The organism is Microbacterium oleivorans (genome assembly GCF_001691565.1).
Lineage (GTDB): Bacteria > Actinomycetota > Actinomycetes > Actinomycetales > Microbacteriaceae > Microbacterium > Microbacterium oleivorans_B.
The window spans coordinates 1,198,381-1,217,252 of the sequence record NZ_MAYO01000003.1 but is presented as its reverse complement, the minus strand read 5'-3'; the positions used below and the strand labels follow the sequence as shown (position 1 = coordinate 1,217,252).

Annotated in this window: 22 protein-coding genes; 18 read left to right on the top strand and 4 right to left on the bottom strand. The window is 69.5% G+C overall.

The genetic code is table 11. The annotated features are described in order from the left end of the window. Positions 1-23: 23 nt before the first annotated feature. From BBA86_RS08620 to BBA86_RS08600, 5 genes are all read left to right on the top strand, one after another. Positions 24-1,043, top strand: a complete 1,020-nt coding sequence (locus BBA86_RS08620) for an aldo/keto reductase (RefSeq protein WP_065571191.1) — start codon at positions 24-26, stop codon at positions 1,041-1,043. Between the two features lie 77 nt (positions 1,044-1,120). After that, complete coding sequence (locus BBA86_RS08615; RefSeq protein WP_065571190.1) at positions 1,121-1,720, top strand: histidine phosphatase family protein; 600 nt, start codon at positions 1,121-1,123, stop codon at positions 1,718-1,720. A gap of 1 nt (position 1,721) precedes the next feature. Continuing rightward, positions 1,722-2,543, top strand: coding sequence for a sulfite exporter TauE/SafE family protein (locus tag BBA86_RS08610; RefSeq protein ID WP_065571189.1), 822 nt, complete (start codon positions 1,722-1,724; stop codon positions 2,541-2,543). A 9-nt stretch (positions 2,544-2,552) separates the two neighbouring features. Further along, complete coding sequence (dapB, locus tag BBA86_RS08605; RefSeq protein ID WP_065571188.1) at positions 2,553-3,365, top strand: 4-hydroxy-tetrahydrodipicolinate reductase; 813 nt, start codon at positions 2,553-2,555, stop codon at positions 3,363-3,365. Further along, positions 3,362-3,811 (top strand): tetratricopeptide repeat protein, encoded by a 450-nt coding sequence (locus tag BBA86_RS08600; RefSeq protein WP_065571187.1) that lies wholly within the window; start codon positions 3,362-3,364, stop codon positions 3,809-3,811. The genes dapB and BBA86_RS08600 overlap by 4 nt, the downstream gene beginning before the upstream one ends. A gap of 17 nt (positions 3,812-3,828) precedes the next feature. Here BBA86_RS08600 and BBA86_RS08595 read toward each other — a convergent pair whose 3' ends face one another. The 4 genes from BBA86_RS08595 to BBA86_RS08580 all read right to left on the bottom strand — a co-directional run bounded on the left by BBA86_RS08595 (position 3,829) and on the right by BBA86_RS08580 (position 6,228). Then, positions 3,829-4,719 carry a TIGR01777 family oxidoreductase gene (locus BBA86_RS08595; protein WP_065571186.1) on the bottom strand — a complete coding sequence of 297 codons (891 nt, stop codon included), beginning with the start codon at positions 4,717-4,719 and terminating at the stop codon, positions 3,829-3,831. Further along, positions 4,712-5,137, bottom strand: a complete 426-nt coding sequence (locus tag BBA86_RS08590; protein WP_018187194.1) for an OsmC family peroxiredoxin — start codon at positions 5,135-5,137, stop codon at positions 4,712-4,714. The genes BBA86_RS08595 and BBA86_RS08590 overlap by 8 nt, the downstream gene beginning before the upstream one ends. A gap of 94 nt (positions 5,138-5,231) precedes the next feature. Further along, positions 5,232-5,798: a DUF4395 domain-containing protein gene (locus tag BBA86_RS08585; RefSeq protein WP_065571185.1), complete on the bottom strand. Its 567-nt coding sequence runs from the start codon at positions 5,796-5,798 to the stop codon at positions 5,232-5,234. Continuing rightward, on the bottom strand, positions 5,791-6,228 hold the full coding sequence (locus tag BBA86_RS08580) for a TlpA family protein disulfide reductase (RefSeq protein WP_065571184.1): 438 nt from the start codon (positions 6,226-6,228) through the stop codon (positions 5,791-5,793). Before BBA86_RS08580 ends, BBA86_RS08585 begins: the two co-directional genes overlap by 8 nt. 83 nt (positions 6,229-6,311) lie before the next feature. Here BBA86_RS08580 and thyX point away from each other — a divergent pair, with 83 nt between their 5' ends. The 13 genes from thyX (at position 6,312) to BBA86_RS08515 (ending at position 18,858) form a co-directional block, all read left to right on the top strand. Beyond that, positions 6,312-7,055, top strand: coding sequence for an FAD-dependent thymidylate synthase (thyX, locus tag BBA86_RS08575; protein WP_065571183.1), 744 nt, complete (start codon positions 6,312-6,314; stop codon positions 7,053-7,055). A gap of 21 nt (positions 7,056-7,076) precedes the next feature. Continuing rightward, positions 7,077-7,829 carry an SDR family NAD(P)-dependent oxidoreductase gene (locus tag BBA86_RS08570; RefSeq protein ID WP_065571182.1) on the top strand — a complete coding sequence of 251 codons (753 nt, stop codon included), beginning with the start codon at positions 7,077-7,079 and terminating at the stop codon, positions 7,827-7,829. A gap of 241 nt (positions 7,830-8,070) precedes the next feature. Then, on the top strand, positions 8,071-8,904 hold the full coding sequence (locus BBA86_RS08565; RefSeq protein WP_065571181.1) for a type IV toxin-antitoxin system AbiEi family antitoxin domain-containing protein: 834 nt from the start codon (positions 8,071-8,073) through the stop codon (positions 8,902-8,904). 164 nt (positions 8,905-9,068) lie between these two features. After that, positions 9,069-10,046, top strand: coding sequence for a 4-hydroxy-tetrahydrodipicolinate synthase (gene dapA / locus BBA86_RS08560; RefSeq protein ID WP_065571180.1), 978 nt, complete (start codon positions 9,069-9,071; stop codon positions 10,044-10,046). After that, positions 10,043-11,719, top strand: a complete 1,677-nt coding sequence (locus BBA86_RS08555; protein ID WP_065571179.1) for a ribonuclease J — start codon at positions 10,043-10,045, stop codon at positions 11,717-11,719. The genes dapA and BBA86_RS08555 overlap by 4 nt, the downstream gene beginning before the upstream one ends. A 37-nt stretch (positions 11,720-11,756) precedes the next feature. Further along, on the top strand, positions 11,757-12,248 hold the full coding sequence (locus tag BBA86_RS08550; protein ID WP_065571178.1) for a GNAT family N-acetyltransferase: 492 nt from the start codon (positions 11,757-11,759) through the stop codon (positions 12,246-12,248). A 57-nt stretch (positions 12,249-12,305) separates the two neighbouring features. Then, positions 12,306-15,014 (top strand): DNA translocase FtsK, encoded by a 2,709-nt coding sequence (locus BBA86_RS08545; RefSeq protein ID WP_065571177.1) that lies wholly within the window; start codon positions 12,306-12,308, stop codon positions 15,012-15,014. Positions 15,015-15,045: 31 nt separating this feature from the next. Next, complete coding sequence (gene pgsA, locus BBA86_RS08540; protein WP_065571176.1) at positions 15,046-15,612, top strand: CDP-diacylglycerol--glycerol-3-phosphate 3-phosphatidyltransferase; 567 nt, start codon at positions 15,046-15,048, stop codon at positions 15,610-15,612. Continuing rightward, positions 15,612-16,148, top strand: coding sequence for a CinA family protein (locus BBA86_RS08535; RefSeq protein ID WP_065572232.1), 537 nt, complete (start codon positions 15,612-15,614; stop codon positions 16,146-16,148). The genes pgsA and BBA86_RS08535 overlap by 1 nt, the downstream gene beginning before the upstream one ends. 149 nt (positions 16,149-16,297) lie before the next feature. Next, the gene (locus BBA86_RS08530; protein ID WP_065571175.1) at positions 16,298-16,618 is read left to right on the top strand and encodes a helix-turn-helix domain-containing protein; all 321 of its coding nucleotides are present in this window, start codon (positions 16,298-16,300) and stop codon (positions 16,616-16,618) included. 7 nt (positions 16,619-16,625) lie between these two features. Further along, complete coding sequence (locus tag BBA86_RS08525; protein ID WP_065571174.1) at positions 16,626-16,847, top strand: DUF3046 domain-containing protein; 222 nt, start codon at positions 16,626-16,628, stop codon at positions 16,845-16,847. Between the two features lie 227 nt (positions 16,848-17,074). Further along, entirely contained in the window at positions 17,075-18,133 is a 1,059-nt protein-coding gene (gene recA / locus BBA86_RS08520) for a recombinase RecA (RefSeq protein WP_065571173.1), read from the top strand. A 2-nt stretch (positions 18,134-18,135) separates the two neighbouring features. Continuing rightward, a complete protein-coding gene (locus BBA86_RS08515; protein ID WP_065571172.1) occupies positions 18,136-18,858 on the top strand; it encodes a regulatory protein RecX in 723 nt (240 codons plus the stop codon). Positions 18,859-18,872: the final 14 nt, after the last annotated feature.

The following is an 18,872-nucleotide window of genomic DNA, read 5'->3' as shown; positions in this document are numbered from 1 at the left end:
GAGCGCTCCGCAAGGAGACGGGTATGGCAGCGTTCGACACGGCGGGTCACGCGTCGCCGACGGCCGTGCCCGGCATCCACCCGTCCGGTCCGCTCCCCGTCCACGGCGCGCCCGTCGGGCGCAACATCCGGGTCCCCCTCGGTGAGACCGGGTTCTCCGTCTTCCCGCTCATCCTCGGTGGCGCCGAGTTCGGCTGGCATGTCGACATCGCCGCGGCGCACGCGATCCTCGACCGGTACGTCGAGCGCGGTGGCAACGCGGTCCACACCTCCGACTCCTACGCCGCCGGGCGAAGCGAGCACGCGATCGGTCGGTGGATGGCCGCGCGGCGCAATCGCGACGACCTCGTTCTCACCGTCAAGGTCGGTCGCGGCGCGGACAATCCGGGGCTCGGGTCCGTGAACCTCGTGCGTGCCGTCGAGGCATCCCTCATCCGGCTCGGGACGGATCGGATCGACGTCCTGGCGCTCGACGGGACGTCCGACCGCACCACGATCCTCGAAGACACCCTTGCCACGGCGGAGTGGCTCGTGGAGTCCGGCAAGGTGCGCGCGATCGGTGCCGCCGGCTACCGCGCCGCGCAGCTGGTGGAGGCGCGCATCCTCTCGGCGGCGGGGTATCCGCGGTTCACGGTGCTGGACGTCCCGTACAACGTCCTGCGACGCGACGAGTTCGACGGCGACCTCCGCCTCGTCGCCGGCGCCCAGGGCATCGCCGTGACGCCCTCCCAGGCCCTGGAGCACGGCTACCTCTCCGGGGTGCACCGGGCTCGCGACCGGGTGGGCGGGTCGGTCCGCGGCAGGCAGCTGGCAGCCAGCATGAATCGCCGCGGAGCCCGTACCCTGCGAGCCCTCGATCACATCGCGGGCGAACTCGCCGTTCCTCCCGCGGCGGTCGCGATCGCGTGGCTCCTCGCGCAGCGCGTCGTCGTCGCCCCCATCGTGAACGCCTACGCGGTCGCGCACGTCGAGGAGCTCGTCCAGGGCGTCGGCGTCCACCTCAGCCGCGCACATCTCGCCGAGATCGCCCGGGCCACGGACTGAGCCTCGGTTAGGCTGGGAGACGCCCCGGAGGATCTTCTGGGGACATCCCTGGGAACCACGACGAAGCGAGCGACCACGTGACGCACTATCTGTACCTGGTGCGGCACGGCGAGCACCTCGACGCCGAGCACGGGCTGGCTGACGGGCCGCTCTCCCCGCGAGGACGGCGGCAGGCGGAGCTCCTCGCCGACCGGTTGTCCGGCGTTCCGCTCACTGCTGTCTGGCACTCGCCCCTGGTGCGGGCCGCCGAGACGGCGCGCGCCGTCTCGGAGCGGCTCCCCGCCGTCGATCCCGAACCGACCGCCCTGCTGTTCGACTGCGTCCCGAGCGGGATGACCCCCGACACTCCGAACGTGTACGAGCCGTTCTTCGGGGGAGTGACCGAGGCGGAGGCCGACGCCGGCGCGGCGCAGATGGCGGATGCCGGCGCGGAGTTCCTCGCGCACCGTCCGAATGCGCACGAATTGCTCATCACGCACAACTTCGTGATCGCCTGGTTCGTCCGAGAGGTGCTGCAGGCGCCGGAATGGCGCTGGCTGACGATCAACCAGGCGCACTGCGGTCTGACAGTCCTCGCTCAGCGTCCGGGGCGACCGTGGTCCCTCGTGGCTCACAACGACCTCGCGCATCTCCCGGTCGAGCTCCGGACGGGGCTTCCCGACATCCTCTCGGTGTGAGGTGCTGACCGGCCCTCTGCTCGCCGACTGGCTCCCCGTCTCCGCGAGCGCACTGCTGTTCCTCGTGGTCGCGGCGGGCGTCGCCGGCTGGGTCGATGCCGTCGTGGGCGGTGGGGGTCTGATCCAGCTCCCGGCCCTCGTCATCGGTGTCCCGAAGGACGTGGCGACCCCCTTCATCCTCGGCACGAACAAGCTGAGCTCGTTCTTCGGCACGCTGTCGGCGAGCTGGGTCTACCTCCGACGGGTGAAGGTCCATCTCGTCCTCCTCATCCCGCTCGTCCTCGGCGCGTTCGCCGGCTCCGCCGTGGGTGCCGCGCTCTCGAGGTACGTTCCCCGGGAGGTGCTGACGCCGGTCGTCCTCGTAGCGGTCGTCGCGGTGGGCGTCTACACGCTCCTTCGTCCGAAGATGGGCCTGCATCACGAGCCGCGCCACACCGAACGGCACGCGGTCATGTGGCGCTCGGGCCTCATCGGGCTCGGCGTCGGCTTCTACGACGGCATCCTCGGTCCCGGCACCGGGTCGTTCTTCGTCATCCTGCTCGTCGGGGTCCTCGGATTCGGCTTCCTGCAGGCCAGCGTCAATGCGAAGATCGCGAACCTCACCACCAACCTCGCCGCGCTGATCGTCTACGGCGTCCACGGGGAGATCATCCTGGCGCTCGGACTCGTGATGGCCTGCGCCAACATCACCGGCGGGTTCATCGGAGCCCGGATGGCCACCCGCGGCGGCAACGGCTTCGTCCGCGTGGTCTTCCTCGTCGTGCTCGGGCTCTTGGTCGTCAAGCTCGCGTGGGACACGATCGCCGAGTTCCTGCCCGCCTAGGCTGGAGGCATGACGACGCGCGTGGCCCTCGTGGGCGGGACCGGCAAGCTCGGAAGCATCATCGCCGAGGTCATCAACGCGACGGAGGACTTCGACACCGTGGCGGTCCTCGGCTCCGCGAGCGATCTCTCGGAACTCGACGCCGCTGACCTCGTGGTCGACGCGTCGACCCCTGCGGTGTCGATCGACGTGGTCCGTGCCGCGATCGAACGCGGGAAGAACGTTCTCGTCGGGACGTCGGGCTGGTCCGCGGAGCGCATCGCCCTCGTCCGTCCCCTGGTGGATGCCGCGGGCACCGGCGCGGTCTTCATCCCGAACTTCTCGCTCGGCTCCGTCGTCGGATCCGCTCTGGCTGCGGCATCCGCGCCGTTCTTCCCGTCGATCGAGATCGTCGAGACGCACCGCGAGACCAAGGTCGATTCGCCCAGCGGTACCGCCGTGCGTACGGCGGAACTCATCGCGGCTGCCCGCTCCGAGGCCGGTCCCGTGGAGGCGCCGCACGTCGACCAGCGCGCTCGCGGCCAGCAGATCGCGAGCGTACCGGTGCACTCCCTGCGACGGCCTGGTGTCGTCGCCCGACAGGAGACGATTCTGTCGGGGCCGGGGGAGTCGCTCAGCATCGTCCACGACACGATCGACCCGGCCGCGGCCTATGCCCCCGGTATCCGCGTCGCCCTCGCGGCGGCGCGCGACGCGTCGGGCGTCGTGCTCGGCCTCGACTCGATGATCGACATCGGGATCCGGCTGCCGCAGCCGAGGCGCACGGCACCCGTCGTCGACGGCGACGCGTCGGATCAGGCCGCGGCGGCGACCACCCGATGAGGACGCGCATCGGCGTCGGGATCGTCGCCGTCGTCCTCGTCCTCTACATCGCCCTGGTCGCGCAGCGCGCTGTCCTGCTGTTCACGAGCGGAGAGGCCGTGGGCATCGCGATGGGCGTCGCGCTCGTGCTGCTTCCCGTCGTCGCCGTCTGGGCGCTGTGGCGCGAGCTGAGCTTCGGCGCCGGCGCCGAGCGTCTCGGTCGACGTCTCGAGGCCGAGGGCGGCCTGCCCGCGGAGGAGCTCGCGCTCCGCCCCAGCGGCAGGCCGGTGCAGTCCGAGGTCGACGCGCTGTTCCCCGCCTACCGTGACGCCGTCGAGGCGGATCCGGGGGACTGGCGCGCCTGGTACCGCCTCGGGCTGCTCTACGACGGTGCCGGCGACCGCCGGCGCGCTCGCGGCGCGATCCGCACCGCGATCTCGCGCGAGCGGACTGAGCGCCGCCGCTGATCGACCGCTGAGCAGCCTCAGATGGCCGCAGCCACCGCGTCTTCGACGGTCGGGTGGTGGAACTCGAACCCGGACTCGAGGAGGACCGCGGGCACGACGTGCGAGTCCGTGGCGAGGAGCGCGTCGACGGCATCTCTACCCAGAACCAGCCGGATCGCCCACAGCGGTGCGCGCAGCAGGTACGGACGGTTCAGGCGACGAGCGAGCGCGAACCCGAGGTCGTTCGCCGTGGCGCGCTCGGGCCCGGTCAGGTTGACGGGCCCCGTGATGCCGCGGTCCATGACATGACGGATGCCGCGGATCTCGTCATCGAGCGAGATCCAGGGCCACACCTGGGTGCCGCGACCGAGCGGTCCCGACAGTCCGAGCTTCGTGAGCAGCAGGAGCGGCTTCAGCACGCCCTCCCGGTGCACGACCGGGGCGGTGCGCAGGAGCGCCGTACGGGCGCCCGATGCGACCGCGGCCGCCTCCCACTCGCCGCAGAGCTCGGACAGGAATGCGTCGCCGCGCGGACCGGACTCGTCGAACGTGCGCCCACGGCCGTCGGGCGGGTAGTAGCCCGACGCCGATGAGCTGACGAACAGCGGCGCGTCCTCGCCGAGCTCGCGAAGCGCGCGGGCGATCGTCTGCGTCGGGTGCAGGCGCGACCAGACCAGCTCCTTCTTGTACGAGGACGTCCACGGGAAGCGGCCGATGGTCGCGCCGTTGAAGTTGACGACCGCCTCTGCGCCCGCCAGCACGGCGGGTTCGAGCGGTTTCTCGCCGGGCGCCCAGGTCACTTCGTCCCGCCCCTGCGCGGGGTGTCGCACGAGCCGCGTGACGGTGTAGCCGTCGGCCGTGAGCGAGTCGATGAGGGCGCGTCCGATCAGGCCGGACGCACCCGACACGACGACGCGACGCTCAGGCAAGCGTCGCCTCGAGCGTGATCTCGATGCCCGAGAGAGCTGCCGAGACGGGGCATCCCGTCTTCGCCTCGTTCGCGATGCGGTCGAAGTCCTCTGCCGACAGGCCGGGAACGGTGGCGCTGACGTTCAGGTGCGAGCCGGTGATGCCGGTCCCGGGGATGAAGGTGACGGATGCCGTCGTCTCGACGCTCTCGGGAGGGGTGCCGTTCTCTGCCAGGGCGTTGGAGAGGGCCATGCTGAAGCACGACGAGTGGGCCGCCGCGATCAGTTCCTCGGGCGTCGTCACCGACGTCGAGCCCTCACTGCGCGCCTTCCAGTTCACGGGAAGCGGTCCCTGGTTGGAGCTCTCCAGGGCGACCTCGCCCGATCCTTCGAACAGGGTGCCCTTCCAGCTGGTGGTGGCTTCGCTCGTGACGCTCATGGTGTCTCCTCTGTCGTGGTCGTGACCGATCGCTGCCGAGCATATGCCGCTCGAATGAGCGGGTCATATGTCTTGACGCGGTGGCGTAGGGGACTCAGGCGGTGCGGCCGACGAGCCCGACGCGCTGCAGGAGCAGCCACAACCGGCATCCGAGGCACAGGCCGAACGCGGCGTTCAGGAACGCGGCCATGAACGCGAGCGCCGCCGCGATGGGAAGGGCGAGCGGCACGCCGAGGACGTGCAGGACGAGGCCGACGGTCGTGACGAACAGTCCGACCCCTTGCGCGAAGCGCGGCGGGCGCGGGTCTTCGAGGTCGGTCGGGGGAGCGAGGCGCGGCTGGACCGCCCGGCGGTAGAGCACGCCCCACGGCGCGGTGCGCGGCGAGACGACGCCCCACAGGAACAGCAGTGCGATGACGAGGACGGCGAGGAAGCCGAGGTCTCGGACTCGCATGTCCACGGGGGTGAAGGGGAGCACCCAGCCCTGCGCGGGAACGATGAACATGCCGCCGCCGAGCGGGCTCAACGAGCCGAATCCGGCGTCCGTGTGGGCGGTCGAGCCGCCGAGCAGGGCCAGCAGTGTCGCGATCAGCAGAAGCACCGCCGTGATGGATGCCGCGAAGCGCGGACCCCGGGGATCGATCCCTCGCGCGTCAGCCACGGTCGGCTCCCGTCGTCACGCGGTCGAGTTCCATCTCGACGACCTGGCGCCCGGGCACGCCGCCGAAGCGGGAGCGGACCTGGCCGTGCTTGTCGAGGATGAGGGTCGTCGGTGTCTGCAGGACGCGGAAGTGCTGGGCGATGTCGACGCGGTGCGTGAGGTCGACGTTCAGGTGCAGGACGCCGTCGCGGTCGTCGGCGATCTCGCGCAGCGTGCGGTGGACACCGGGGCACCGACTGCACATCTCGGTGCTGAACTGCAGGAGCGTCGCGGTCTCGCCGAGTCGCTCGGCTCCCAGACGGGTCGGTTCGATGACCTCCCGCGGGTCGAACGGACGCGGCCGATTCTGCCGCCACCGCAGGGTCAGACCGATGCCGACGGTGACCACGAGGAGCGCGGTCAGCACGAGGATGGCGGGGAGGAGATCCATGACCGCTCCACAGTAGTCCTGCGCGTGATGGCGCGCGTCGCCCTGCGTCATCCACGACAGCACCGGCGGGTAGTGTGTGAGCCGTGAGTGAGCGCCCCGAAAGCCCCGAGATCGAGTTCCGCAGCGATGTCACGGTCGAGTTGGTGCGCTCGTCCGCATCCGACAGCGATGTGCTCTTCGCGGCGCGCGTCTCGACGCAGGGAGAGCAGACCCTCGCGGCGGCCGCCGACGGGTCCGAGGCGACGGGCCGTGATCGCGGCCTCATCAACTACCTGATGCGCGACCGGCACGGTTCGCCGTTCGAGCACAACTCGATGACCTTCTACGTGCAGGCGCCGATCTTCGTGTTCCGCGAGTTCATGCGGCACCGGATGGCGTCGTACAACGAGGAGTCGGGCCGCTACCGCGAGCTGCGCCCCGTGTTCTACGTCCCCGCGCCCGAGCGGAACCTGGTCCAGGTCGGCAAGCCCGGCGCGTACCAGTTCCTCCCCGGCTCCGAGGAGCAGGTCGATCTCGTCGCCCGCGAGACGCGGGAGGCATCCGTCGCCGCGTTCGAGAGCTACCAGCGGATGCTGGACTCCGGCATCGCCCGCGAGGTCGCCCGCATCGTCCTGCCGCTGAACATCATGTCGTCGATGTACGTCACGGTGAACGCGCGGTCGCTCATGAACTTCCTCTCGCTCCGCACCACGCGCGAGGGCACGCACTTCCCGTCATTCCCGCAGCGCGAGATCGAGATGTGCGCCGAGAAGATGGAGAACGTCTGGCGCGACCTGATGCCGCTGACGTACGCGGCCTTCAACGCGAACGGTCGCGTCGCCCCCTGACCCTCTCCTAGGCTGGCGCGCATGACTCGCACAGCCCTCGTGACCGGGGCGAGCTCCGGGATCGGAGCGGAGTACGCCCGTCAGCTGTCCGCCCGCGGCGCGGACGTCGTCCTCGTCGCCCGCGACGAGCGTGCGCTCACCACGCTGGCCGCCGAGATCGAGGAACGCGGCGGGCGCGCTGAGGTCCTCGTCGCGGACCTCCTGGATCCCGACCAGCGTCGCCGTGTCGAGGAGCGCCTCGAGCGGGGCGTCGACCTCCTCGTCAACAGCGCCGGTTACGGGCTGTCGCTCGGATTCGCGGCGAGCGACGTCGAGGATGAGGCGCGTCATCTCGAGTTGCACGTCGAGGTCACGATGCGCCTGACTCGTGCGGCTCTCCCCGGCATGCTCGCGCGTGGCCGGGGCCGCATCCTGAACATCGCCTCCGTGGCGGGTCTCATCCCGCGGGGGACGTACGGTGCGGCGAAGGCGTGGGTGGTGAGCTTCAGCCGCTGGGCGAACGCGGTCTACGCGCCGAAGGGCGTGACCGTGACGGCCGTCTGCCCCGGCTTCGTGCACACGAACTTCCACGAGCGGCTCGGTCTCCCGCCGGGGCAGGAGGGTGTCGCCCCCTGGATGTGGCTGACCGCCCCGCAGGTGGTGCGCGCGTCGTTGAGGGATGCCGCGCACGGCCGACCGGTCAGCATCCCGTCCCTCCGGTACAAGGTGCTCGTCGCCGTGTCCCGCCTGCTGCCCGACCGGCTCGTGGTGGCCGCCGCCTCCCGCGGCCGCTGACGCAATAGACCGGTCCGGTGCCCGCCGCGCCGCCGCGCCTCGCCTCGCCGCCGTGCGCCCGGCCTCGGTGATGCGAATGCACGAGCGTCGGTGCGCGAGTGGTGAGCGGGGGAGCGCGAGGCGACACCGCCCCCACCGGTCGTGCATTCGTCGCCCTCTCCCCAACTCCCGCCGAGCTCGCGATCTCCACTGCGAGCCGAGACCTCCACGGCGCCGATACTGGGATGAACAGGCTCGGAGGATGGACGCCGCGACCATTGCCCACCATCTCCGAGTCCTCGGGGGCATCGCCCGATCGTCACAACTGCGCCGCCGCGGTGCGACGGGTGCCCAGCTCGCTCGAGCGGTCGCGCGGGGACGTGTCGATCGGATGAGGAACGGGGTCTACGCCGTGTCCTACCTCGACCCGACGGTTCGTGCCGCCGCGGCGCACGGGGGCGAACTCTGCTGCGCATCCGCCCTGCGTCACCACGGAGTCTGGACACTGGAGGACCCGGAACGCCTGCACGTGTGGGTGGGTCCCGATGCCCGAGTGCACCGACACGACGGATGCCGGTGCGTCACGCACCGGGAGGACGGCAGGGCTGCCTTCGGTGTCGTCTCCGTCGTGCAGGCGCTCATCCAGTCGGCTCGCTGTCTCGGATCCGAAGCGTTCTTCGTCTCCTTCGAGTCGGCGTGGCACATGGGTCTGCTGACGAGCGCCGACCGGGCTCTCGTGCGTCAGGGCCTTCCGGCACGCTTCCGATATCTCGTCGACATCGCTCGGCCGGACGCCGAAAGCGGTATCGAATCCCTGCTTCGGCTGCGTCTGTCGCGACTCGGCATCCCGCTGGAATGCCAGGTGCTCATCGCGCGCGTCGGACGGGTCGATTTCGTCCTCGCCGGTCGTATCGTCCTGGAAGTGGACGGCCGACTCAACCACGACGGCCCGTCCCTGCGTCATCGTGATCTCGTTCGCGATGCAGAGGCCGCCGCCGCCGGCTACGAGACCCTTCGTTTCGACTACGCGCTGATCGTCTACGACTGGCCCCGCGTCGAGCGCGCGATCCTCGCCGCCCTAGCTCGCCTCCGGTGACGGATGCACGGCGCACGGTGCCGGTGACTTCATTGAACCGACCTGAGATGACACCTGCACCAGCAGTCGTGCATCCGTCATCCGCCACACCTCCCGTGCACCACCGCCGCAGTCCGCGCCACATCGAACACGGCCGACGGACGGCGACCGGTACCCTGGGAACCATGACGCACTCCGCCAATCCGTTCGGTCAGGTGCTGGTCGCGCTCGTCACTCCGATGACGGCCGACGGCGAGGTCGATTGGCCGGCCGTAGAGAAGCACATCGACGACGTCATCACGGGCGGTGCCGACGGCATCGTCGTCACGGGGACCACCGGTGAGACGAGCACACTGACGGATGCCGAGAAGCTGAAGCTCGTCGAGGTGGGCAAGTCCGTCTCGTCCGGGCGCGCCAAGATCATCACGGGCGGCGGCTCGAACGAGACCGCGCACGCGATCGAGCTCTACAAGGCGAGCGAGAAGGCCGGCGCCGACGGCATCATGATCGTCACGCCGTACTACAACAAGCCCACGCAGGCAGGGATCCTGACGCACTTCCGCCTCGTCGCGGACGCCACCGACCTGCCGGTGATCCTCTACGACATCCCCGGCCGGACCGGCGTGCCCATCAACTACGAGACGATCCTCCGCCTCGCCAAGCACCCGAACATCCTCGCGGTGAAGGACGCCAAGGGGAACTTCAGCGAGGTCAGCCGGGTTCTGAATCAGACCGACCTGCTCTACTTCTCGGGCGACGACGCGAACATCCTGCCCCACCTCTCCATCGGAGCCGCCGGCCTGATCGGCGTCACGGCGAACATCACGTCCGCTCCGTACCGCGTGATGGTGGATGCCGTCAACCGCGGTGACCTCGCGACGGCGACCGCCGCGCACCAGAAGCTCGAACCCCTCGTCCGCGCCGTCATGACGCACGTGCCGGGCACCGTCAGCGCGAAATACATCCTTCACGGCCTCGGCCGCATCTCGAGCCCGCGCGTGCGCCTGCCGCTCGTGGGCCCGGAGGAGTGGGAGGCCGCCCTCATCGAGGACGAACTCGCGCTCGTGAGGGACGTCGACGGCGCCGACTTCTCCAACTTCCGACCTGATCGCAATGCCGCTGCCGGCGGCGCCCTCCCGAAGGTGCATGGAACTACTCGATGACAAATACCGTCTCCGCCCCCGCCAAGCTCGCTCCCGGAACCCTCCGGGTGACCCCCGTCGGCGGACTCGGTGAGATCGGTCGCAACATGACCGTCTTCGAGTTCGACGGCAAGCTGCTGATCGTCGACTGCGGCGTGCTCTTCCCCGAGGAGCATCAGCCCGGTGTCGACCTGATCCTCCCCGACTTCGAGGCGATCCGGGGCCGGCTCGACGACATCGTCGGCGTCGTCCTGACTCACGGCCACGAGGACCACATCGGAGCGGTCCCGTACCTCCTCAAGCGCAAGGGCGACATCCCCCTCATCGGGTCGCAGTTGACCCTCGCGCTCGTCGAGGCGAAGCTCAAGGAACACCGGATCAAGCCGTACACGCTCACGGTCAAGGAGGGCCAGCGCGAACAGGTGGGGCCGTTCGACCTCGAGTTCGTCGCGGTCAACCACTCCATCCCCGACGCCCTGGCGGTCGGCATCCGTACCCCGGCAGGCCTCGTGCTGGCGACGGGTGACTTCAAGATGGACCAGCTGCCCCTCGACGGCCGCCTCACCGACCTGCGCGCGTTCGCGCGGCTCGGCGAAGAGGGCGTCGACATGTTCCTCGTCGACTCGACGAATGCGGATGTCCCCGGTTTCACGCCGCTCGAACGGGCGATCGGCCCGGTGCTCGACCAGGTCATCGGCAAGGCGCCGCGTCGCGTGATCGTCGCGAGCTTCTCGAGCCACATCCACCGTGTGCAGCAGGTCATCGACGCGGCCGCCGCGCACGGTCGTCGCGTCGCGTTCCTCGGCCGCTCGATGGTCCGCAACATGACGATCGCCGAGCAGCTGGGCTACCTCACCGTTCCCGACGGCGTGCTCATCGATTACAAGAAGGCGAAGGACCTGCCCGACGACCGCATCGTCTACATGTCCACGGGATCCCAGGGCGAGCCGATGGCTGTCCTGTCCCGCATGGCCAATCTCGACCACGCGATCGAGCCGGGGGAGGGCGACACCGTGATCCTCGCCTCGAGCCTCATCCCGGGCAACGAGAACGCGGTGTACCGCGTGATCGACGGCCTGACGAAGCTCGGCGCCAACGTGGTCCACAAGGCGAACGCGAAGGTCCACGTCTCGGGGCACGCGGCGGCGGGCGAGCTGCTCTACTGCTACAACATCCTGAAGCCGAAGAACGTGCTGCCCGTCCACGGTGAGTACCGCCACCTGATGGCGAACGCGAAGCTCGCCCAGGACAGCGGCATCCCCGCCGAGAACACGATCATCGCCGAGAACGGCACCGTCATCGACCTGAAGGACGGCGTCGCGACCGTTGCCGGCCAGCTCGACCTCGGCTTCGTCTACGTCGACGGCTCGTCCGTCGGCGAGATCACGGATGCCGACCTCAAGGACCGTCGCATCCTCGGCGAGGAAGGTTTCATCTCCGTCATCGTGGTGGTGGATGCCGCGTCCGGCCGCATCATCACGGGTCCCGAGATCCACGCTCGCGGATTCGCGGAGGACGACGCCGTGTTCGACTCGGTGAAGCCCAAGATCGCGCAGGCGCTGACCGAGGCCGCCCAGTCGGGCGTCCGCGACCAGCACGCCCTGCAGCAGGTCGTCCGTCGCACGATCGGGCGCTGGGTGAACCAGTCGCTGCGTCGCCGCCCGATGATCGTGCCGATGGTCATCGAGGCCTGACCCGGTGACGGGCTCGCGCGGCCTCTAGCATTCCGGCATGCCCGAGTCCTGGACGCTCCGCCCTGCCACGCAGGCCGACGGCGTCTTCCTGGGCGACATGGTCGTCGAGGCCGCCAACTGGCGTCAGGGGCCGCCGCGTCCGCGTCATGAGGTGCTCGCAGACCCCGATCACAGCCGATACCTCGCGGGATGGATGCGTCCCGGGGACGTCGGCTTCGTCGCCGTCGTCGGGGCGGAGGAGATCGGGGCGGCCTGGTATCGCACCCTGCCGCGCACCGACCCGGGGTCCGGGTACGTGGGAATCGGCGTTCCGGAGCTCATCATCGGCGTGAAGCCGCTCTGGCGATCGCACGGAGTCGGCCGCGCCCTCCTGCGACGGCTGTGCGATGCTGCGCGCGCGGAGGGCCGCGCGCGCATCTGCCTGTCGGTGGAGCGCGGCAACTTCGCCCAGGTGCTGTACCGGACCGAGGGCTTCGCGGTGACGCGGAGCGGGATCGGGCGCGACACGATGGTCAAGAGCCTCGGCTGACGCCGAAACCCGCGTCAATCCGGCGACATGTCGGACATGCCGCATACCGTGGAAGCTATGCCCAGGAGCAGCAGTCCGACCAGCAAACCCCGCGCGTCCGCGTCGGGCTCCTCGGCGCGGGCCAAGAAGGCCGAACCGACCCCGAAGCGCAAGGCCGAGCCGGCCCCGCGCCGCTACGTCGACGATGTCGACCGTCCCCCCGTCGTCGTCCGCGCGTGGCTGGGACTCGCGCACGTCGCCGGGGGCATGTTCCGTGCGTTCGGGTCGGAGTCCCTGGAGAAGGATCAGCGACGCGACGGATTCCCTTTCCTGCTCGTCCTCATGGCCGTCGCCGGCGCCGTCGTGGAGTGGTTCCTCATCGGCACGGATGTGGGCACGAATATCAGCGCCTACAGCGTCGGTGCCCTCATCGGCCGGGAAGCGTTCATCTTCCCGGTCATCCTTCTGCTGCTCGCCGGGTGGCTGTTCCGGCATCCGCCGTCCGTCCATGACAACGGTCGGATCGGCATCGGCGCGGGACTCTTCGTCCTCGTGGTGGCGGGCTTCTGTCACGTCGCCGGGGGGCGCCCGCAGCCGAGCCAGGGTCTCGCCGCGCTGAGCGGCGCGGGCGGGTTGTTCGGGTGGGCGATCGGCGAGCCGCTCACGGTCATGACCGAGATCGGCGCGGGCATCGTCCTCGGTCTGCTGGCGCTCCTGAGCGTCCTCATCCTCACGAAGACACCGCCGAACCGCATCGGTCAGCGCCTCGGAGACCTGTACGCCTGGATGTTCGGTGCCGAGCGTCCCGAGCGCGACGCAGCTCTCGCGAAGGGCGAGACCGGCCCCACGGTCGCCTTCGACGCCCCCGACGACGATGGCGACTCGCTGCCGTGGTGGCGTCGCAACAAGTCGGGCCGCGAGGAGGACGCCGACGGCGGACTCGGCGCCGACGACCTCACCGCGCTGCTCGAAGCGAGCGGTGACGGCAGCTTCGACAACCCCGTCACCACGCCGACGCCCGCCGTCATGCCCGACGCGGTCACCGAGATCATCGCGCCCCCCGCCCCGCGCACGCCGGGGCGCAAGCGCGACGCCACGCCTGACGCACCGCCCATCCCGCCGGTGCCGGACTTCGTGGCCGCGAACCTCGACTCCGTCGACCCGGATGCCGCCGACTACCGCCTTCCGTCCGCCGATGCGCTTGCGGCCGGTACTCCGCACAAGGCCCGTTCCGAGGCGAACGACGCGATGGTCCGCGCCATCATGGGCGTCTTCGAGCAGTTCTCTATCGATGCGAAGGTGACCGGGTTCTCGCGCGGTCCGACAGTGACCCAGTACGAGATCGCTCTCGGGTCCGGCGTCAAGGTCGAGCGGATCACCGCTCTGACCAACAACATCGCCTACGCGGTCGCGTCCAACGAGGTCCGCATCCTCGCGCCGATCCCCGGCAAGAGCGCGATCGGCGTGGAGATCCCGAACACCGACCGCGAGATCGTCACGCTCGGCGACGTCCTGCGCTCGCCCAACGCGCAGCAGGCGACGCACCCGATGACGATCGGCATCGGAAAGGACGTCGGCGGTGGGTACGTCGTCGCGAACCTCGCGAAGATGCCCCACCTTCTCGTCGCCGGCTCGACCGGCTCGGGAAAGTCGAGCTTCGTGAACTCGATGATCACGAGCCTCCTGATGCGCGCGAAGCCGTCGGACGTCCGCATGGTCCTCATCGACCCGAAGCGCGTCGAGCTGACGTCCTACGCCGGCGTACCGCACCTCATCACGCCGATCATCACGAACCCCAAGAAGGCGGCCGAGGCGCTGCAGTGGGTCGTGAAGGAGATGGACATGCGGTACGACGACCTCGCGTCGTTCGGCTTCCGTCACATCGACGACTTCAACCGGGCCGTCGTCGCGAACGAGATCCAGCTCCCCGCGGGCAGTGAGCGCGTCCTGAAGCCCTACCCCTACCTTCTCGTCGTCGTCGACGAGCTCGCCGACCTCATGATGGTCGCCCCCCGCGACGTCGAGGATTCGATCGTTCGCATCACGCAGCTCGCGCGTGCCTCCGGCATCCACCTCGTCCTCGCGACGCAGCGACCGTCCGTCGACGTCGTCACCGGCCTCATCAAGGCGAACGTGCCGTCGCGCCTCGCCTTCGCGGTGACGAGTGTGACCGACTCGCGCGTCATCCTCGACCAGCCCGGCGCCGATCGTCTCATCGGTCAGGGTGACGGTCTCTTCCTCCCCATGGGCGCGTCCAAGGCGGTCCGGGTGCAGGGCGCCTGGGTGGCCGAGAAGGAGATCGAGAAGGTCGTCAGTCACGTCAAGAACCAGGCGCGTCCCGAGTACCGCAAGGACGTCGAGGCGATCGTGGAGAAGAAGGAGATCGACGCCGACATCGGCGACGACCTCGAGCTCCTCCTCGCTGCGGCCGAGCAGATCATCACGACCCAGTTCGGCTCGACCTCGATGCTGCAGCGCAAGCTCCGCGTCGGGTTCGCCAAGGCCGGTCGACTCATGGACCTCCTCGAAGCGCGCGAGATCGTCGGTCCCTCCGAGGGGTCGAAGGCTCGCGACGTGCTGGTGACGCCCGACGAGCTCCCCGCCGTTCTGGCCCGCCTGCGAGGTGAAGAGCCCCCCGAGGACGCCGCTCCTGCCGCCGCTCCCGCGGCAGCGGCCGTCGCGACGGATCCGTACGGCCCCGACGCGGTCACGGAGCAGTACGAGGGATACGAGGTCGTCGAGTCCGAGGGTGATGAGGATGCCTGGGGTCTCACCGGTCGAGACTGACGCCGACTGTGCGGCTCGATAGGCTCGTCCCGTGACGATCCCGCGGCAGCTGCCCAACGCCATCACTATCGTGCGCATCCTGTGCGCACCCGTGTTCGTGTGGCTCCTCCTCGCCGACGGGGGCGTGGACGGGGCCCTGCGGTGGTGGGCCGGTGTGCTCTTCATCGTCGCCATCGCGACGGACGGCATCGACGGATACCTCGCCCGCCGCTACGAGATCGTCACCGACCTCGGCAAGCTGCTCGACCCCATCGCCGACAAGGTGCTGACGGGGTGCGCGTTCGTGGTCCTCTCGATCCTCGGCGAGTTGCCGGTATGGGTGGTCGTCCTGGTGCTCCTGCGTGAACTGGGCATCACCGTGCACCGCCTCGTCGTGGCCACGGACCACGTGGTCGCAGCCGCGTGGATGGGCAAGCTGAAGACGGTCGCGCAGGCGGTTGCGCTGGCGCTCGCACTGCTGCCGCTGTGGACGGTCGTGGGGGAGTGGATCCACGTGGTCAACACCATCGCGATGACGATCGCCGTGCTGCTCACGGTCGCCAGCGGCGTCGACTACGTGGTGACGGCCATCCGCGGCCGCCGGGTCCGGAGCGCATGATGCGGCGGACGCCGAGCGAGCTGCCGGACGAGCTCGAGGAGACCGCCGTCGCGCGGGGCCCTCGATCGGATTCGGAACGCTTGGTCGAACGGCTCAAGGAGCTGGGGTGGACGCTCGGGGTGGCGGAGTCGTTGACCGGTGGCCTGGTCGCGGCATCCGTCGTCTCCGTCTCGGGTGCGTCGGCGGTCTTCCGGGGTGGCATCGTCGCATACGCGACCGATCTCAAGGAGCGCCTGCTGGGGGTCGACGGCACCCTCCTGGAGGCGCATGGCCCGGTCCATCCGCGCGTCGCTCGTCAGATGGCGGAGGGGGTTCGCCGCGCTGTCGGAGAGGGTGAGCCTGCAGACGTGGGTATCGCGACGACGGGGATCGCGGGTCCCGTCTCCTCCGACGGGCAACCGGTCGGCACCGTCCACATCGCGGTGTCCACTCCGTTGGGGTCGCGGGTCGAATCGCTCGCACTGTCGGGCGACCGCGACGAGATCCGCACGGCGGCGGCCGCGCGTGCCATCGCTCTTGCGGTCGAGGCCCTCTGAGCCGGGAATAGCGCGTGTTCCGAGCACGTTACGGCTCGGTGATTCCCATCCATTCCCCAGCGCTCGGGGTCTAGGGTGACAGCGAACGTGTTGTACCGTGGTTCCCCCGTAAGGGCTTCGGTGGATCGCAGCAGAGGGAGGGCCCACGCATGATCCTGGTTCGTCAAGAGATCGGTGACGTGCTCCGCGACTTCCGTCTGCAGAAGGGTCACACCCTCCGGCAGGTGTCGGGCAAGGCGAGCGTCGCCCTCGGTTACCTCAGCGAGGTCGAGCGCGGTCAGAAGGAAGCGTCGAGCGAAATCCTCGCCGCGGTGGCCGAGGCCCTCGACGTCCCGATCTCCGCGATCATGCGCGAGGTCGGCGAGCGTATCTCGGTGCTCGAGGGATTGCACTCGCTCTCCGACGTCGTTCCCGACGATCTCGCGTCGCTGGGCGACGACGTCCCCGCCCCCGAGCTGTCGCTGCGCTGATCGCGCGATGCGTCACAGCGAGTTCGATCGTGCCGTCGCCGACGAGTTCGGGTCGGGAGGCGCTGCCCTCGTCTCCGACCTGGTGTTGACGGGCGTCGGCAATCGCACCGCCCAGGAAGCGCTGGCCGCAGGTGTCGCGCCGCGTGAGGTCTGGCACGCCCTCTGCGCCGAGACCGACGTTCCCGTGAACCGCCGGCACGGTGCCGGGAGGCTCGATCCGCGTCGTTGACTCGGCGTGTCGTATCGAAGATGCGTTCGACACGGGCGTAGTCTCCTGCACAACGGGTGTCGTAGACACGTCGTTCACGTAAGGGCTGGATCCGTCAGCGATGTCGGAGCCCCCTCCTAACGTGAATGTCGTCAGATGACACCCACGCCCTGTCGCAGCATCCGATCCGTCGGTGACGAGCGCGACAGCCTACGGGCGACGGAACCGCGAGTATCAAGGAGCACGACATGCCCTCACCTGCAGACCGCGAGAAGGCCCTCGAATCGGCCCTCGCCCAGATCGATCGCCAGTTCGGCAAGGGATCGATCATGCGACTCGGGAGCGACGAGCGCGCACCGGTCGAGGTCATCCCGACCGGGTCGATCGCCCTCGACGTCGCGCTCGGCATCGGCGGGATCCCGCGCGGTCGCGTCGTCGAGATCTACGGGCCGGAGTCCTCGGGTAAGACGACGCTGACCCTCCACGCGATCGCGAACACGCAGCGTGCCGGCGGCATCGCCGCGTTCATCGACGCCGAGCACGCACTCGACCCGAGCTACGCCGAGAAGCTGGGCGTCGACATCGATGCCCTCCTCGTCTCGCAGCCCGACACTGGTGAGCAGGCGCTCGAGATCGCCGACATGCTCATCCGCTCCGGCGCGATCGACCTGGTCGTCATCGACTCCGTCGCGGCTCTCGTTCCGGAAGCCGAGATCAAGGGTGAGATGGGTGACTCGCACGTGGGTCTCCAGGCCCGCCTCATGTCGCAGGCTCTCCGCAAGATCACCGGTGGTCTGAACCAGACCAAGACCACGGCGATCTTCATCAACCAGCTCCGCGAGAAGATCGGCGTGTTCTTCGGCTCGCCCGAGACCACCGCCGGAGGTAAGGCGCTCAAGTTCTACGCCTCCGTGCGACTCGACATCCGGCGGATCGAGACCTTGAAGGACGGGTCCGAGGCGGTCGGTAACCGCACCCGAGTGAAGGTCGTCAAGAACAAGATGGCGCCGCCCTTCAAGCAGGCCGAGTTCGACATCCTCTACGGTGTCGGCATCTCCCGCGAGGGAAGCCTCATCGACTTCGGTGTCGAGCACGGCATCGTGAAGAAGTCGGGAGCCTGGTACACATACGAGGGCGAGCAGCTCGGTCAGGGTAAGGAGAACTCGCGCAACTTCCTGCTGAAGAACACCGACGTCGCTGCCGAGATCGAGACGAAGATCAAGCAGAAGCTCGGGATCGGGCAGCCGAAGGCCGCCGCCGATGATGCCGCGGTGTCGGACGAGCTGACGGCTCGCCGCCCGGCCTGATCATGACGGACTCGAACGGGGGCGAGCGGGACTCGCTCGCCCCCGTCATCCCGCTGTTCGGACGGCGGGCAGACGCCGCGGACGACGGACGGTCCGCCGCAGGCGACGCTGTTGACTCGCAGCCGTGGCACGCGACGTGGATCGCCGAGCGTGCCGCATCCGAGAGGTCCGCGGCTCGTGCGGCGCACCCGGCGACGGGGACCATCCCCGTCGTCGCCCCCGCGGGCGAGGATGCGCCCGCGGCAGTGGCAGAGCGGATCCTTCTGCGCAAGCTCCGGACACGATCTCTCTCGCTTCGCGAGGCTCGATCGGTGCTCCGAGAACACGATCTCGATGAGGCAGAGCTCGAGGGCATCGTCGAGCGGTTCGTCTCGCTCGGGTACCTCGACGACGCCGCCCTCGCCGAGCAGCTGATCGACAAGGCGACGTCTCGCAAAGCGCAGGGGCGGATGGCGATCGCACAGGGTTTGTCGCAGCGCGGCATCCCCCGTGAGGTGATCGACGAGGCGCTCGACCAACTCCCCGATGACGAGGCCGAGCGAGCTCTCGAGTTCGCACGGTCCAAGGCCCGGGGGCTCGAAGGCCTCGACCGCGATACGGCCCTCCGGCGTCTCGCCGGGCAGCTGGCCCGGCGAGGGTACGGCTCCGTCGCCCTGTCGGTGGCTCGTCGTGCGCTCGACGAGACCAGTGCACCGCCGCGGCACGGGGTTCGCTTCGAACCGTGACCACGGTCGCCTCC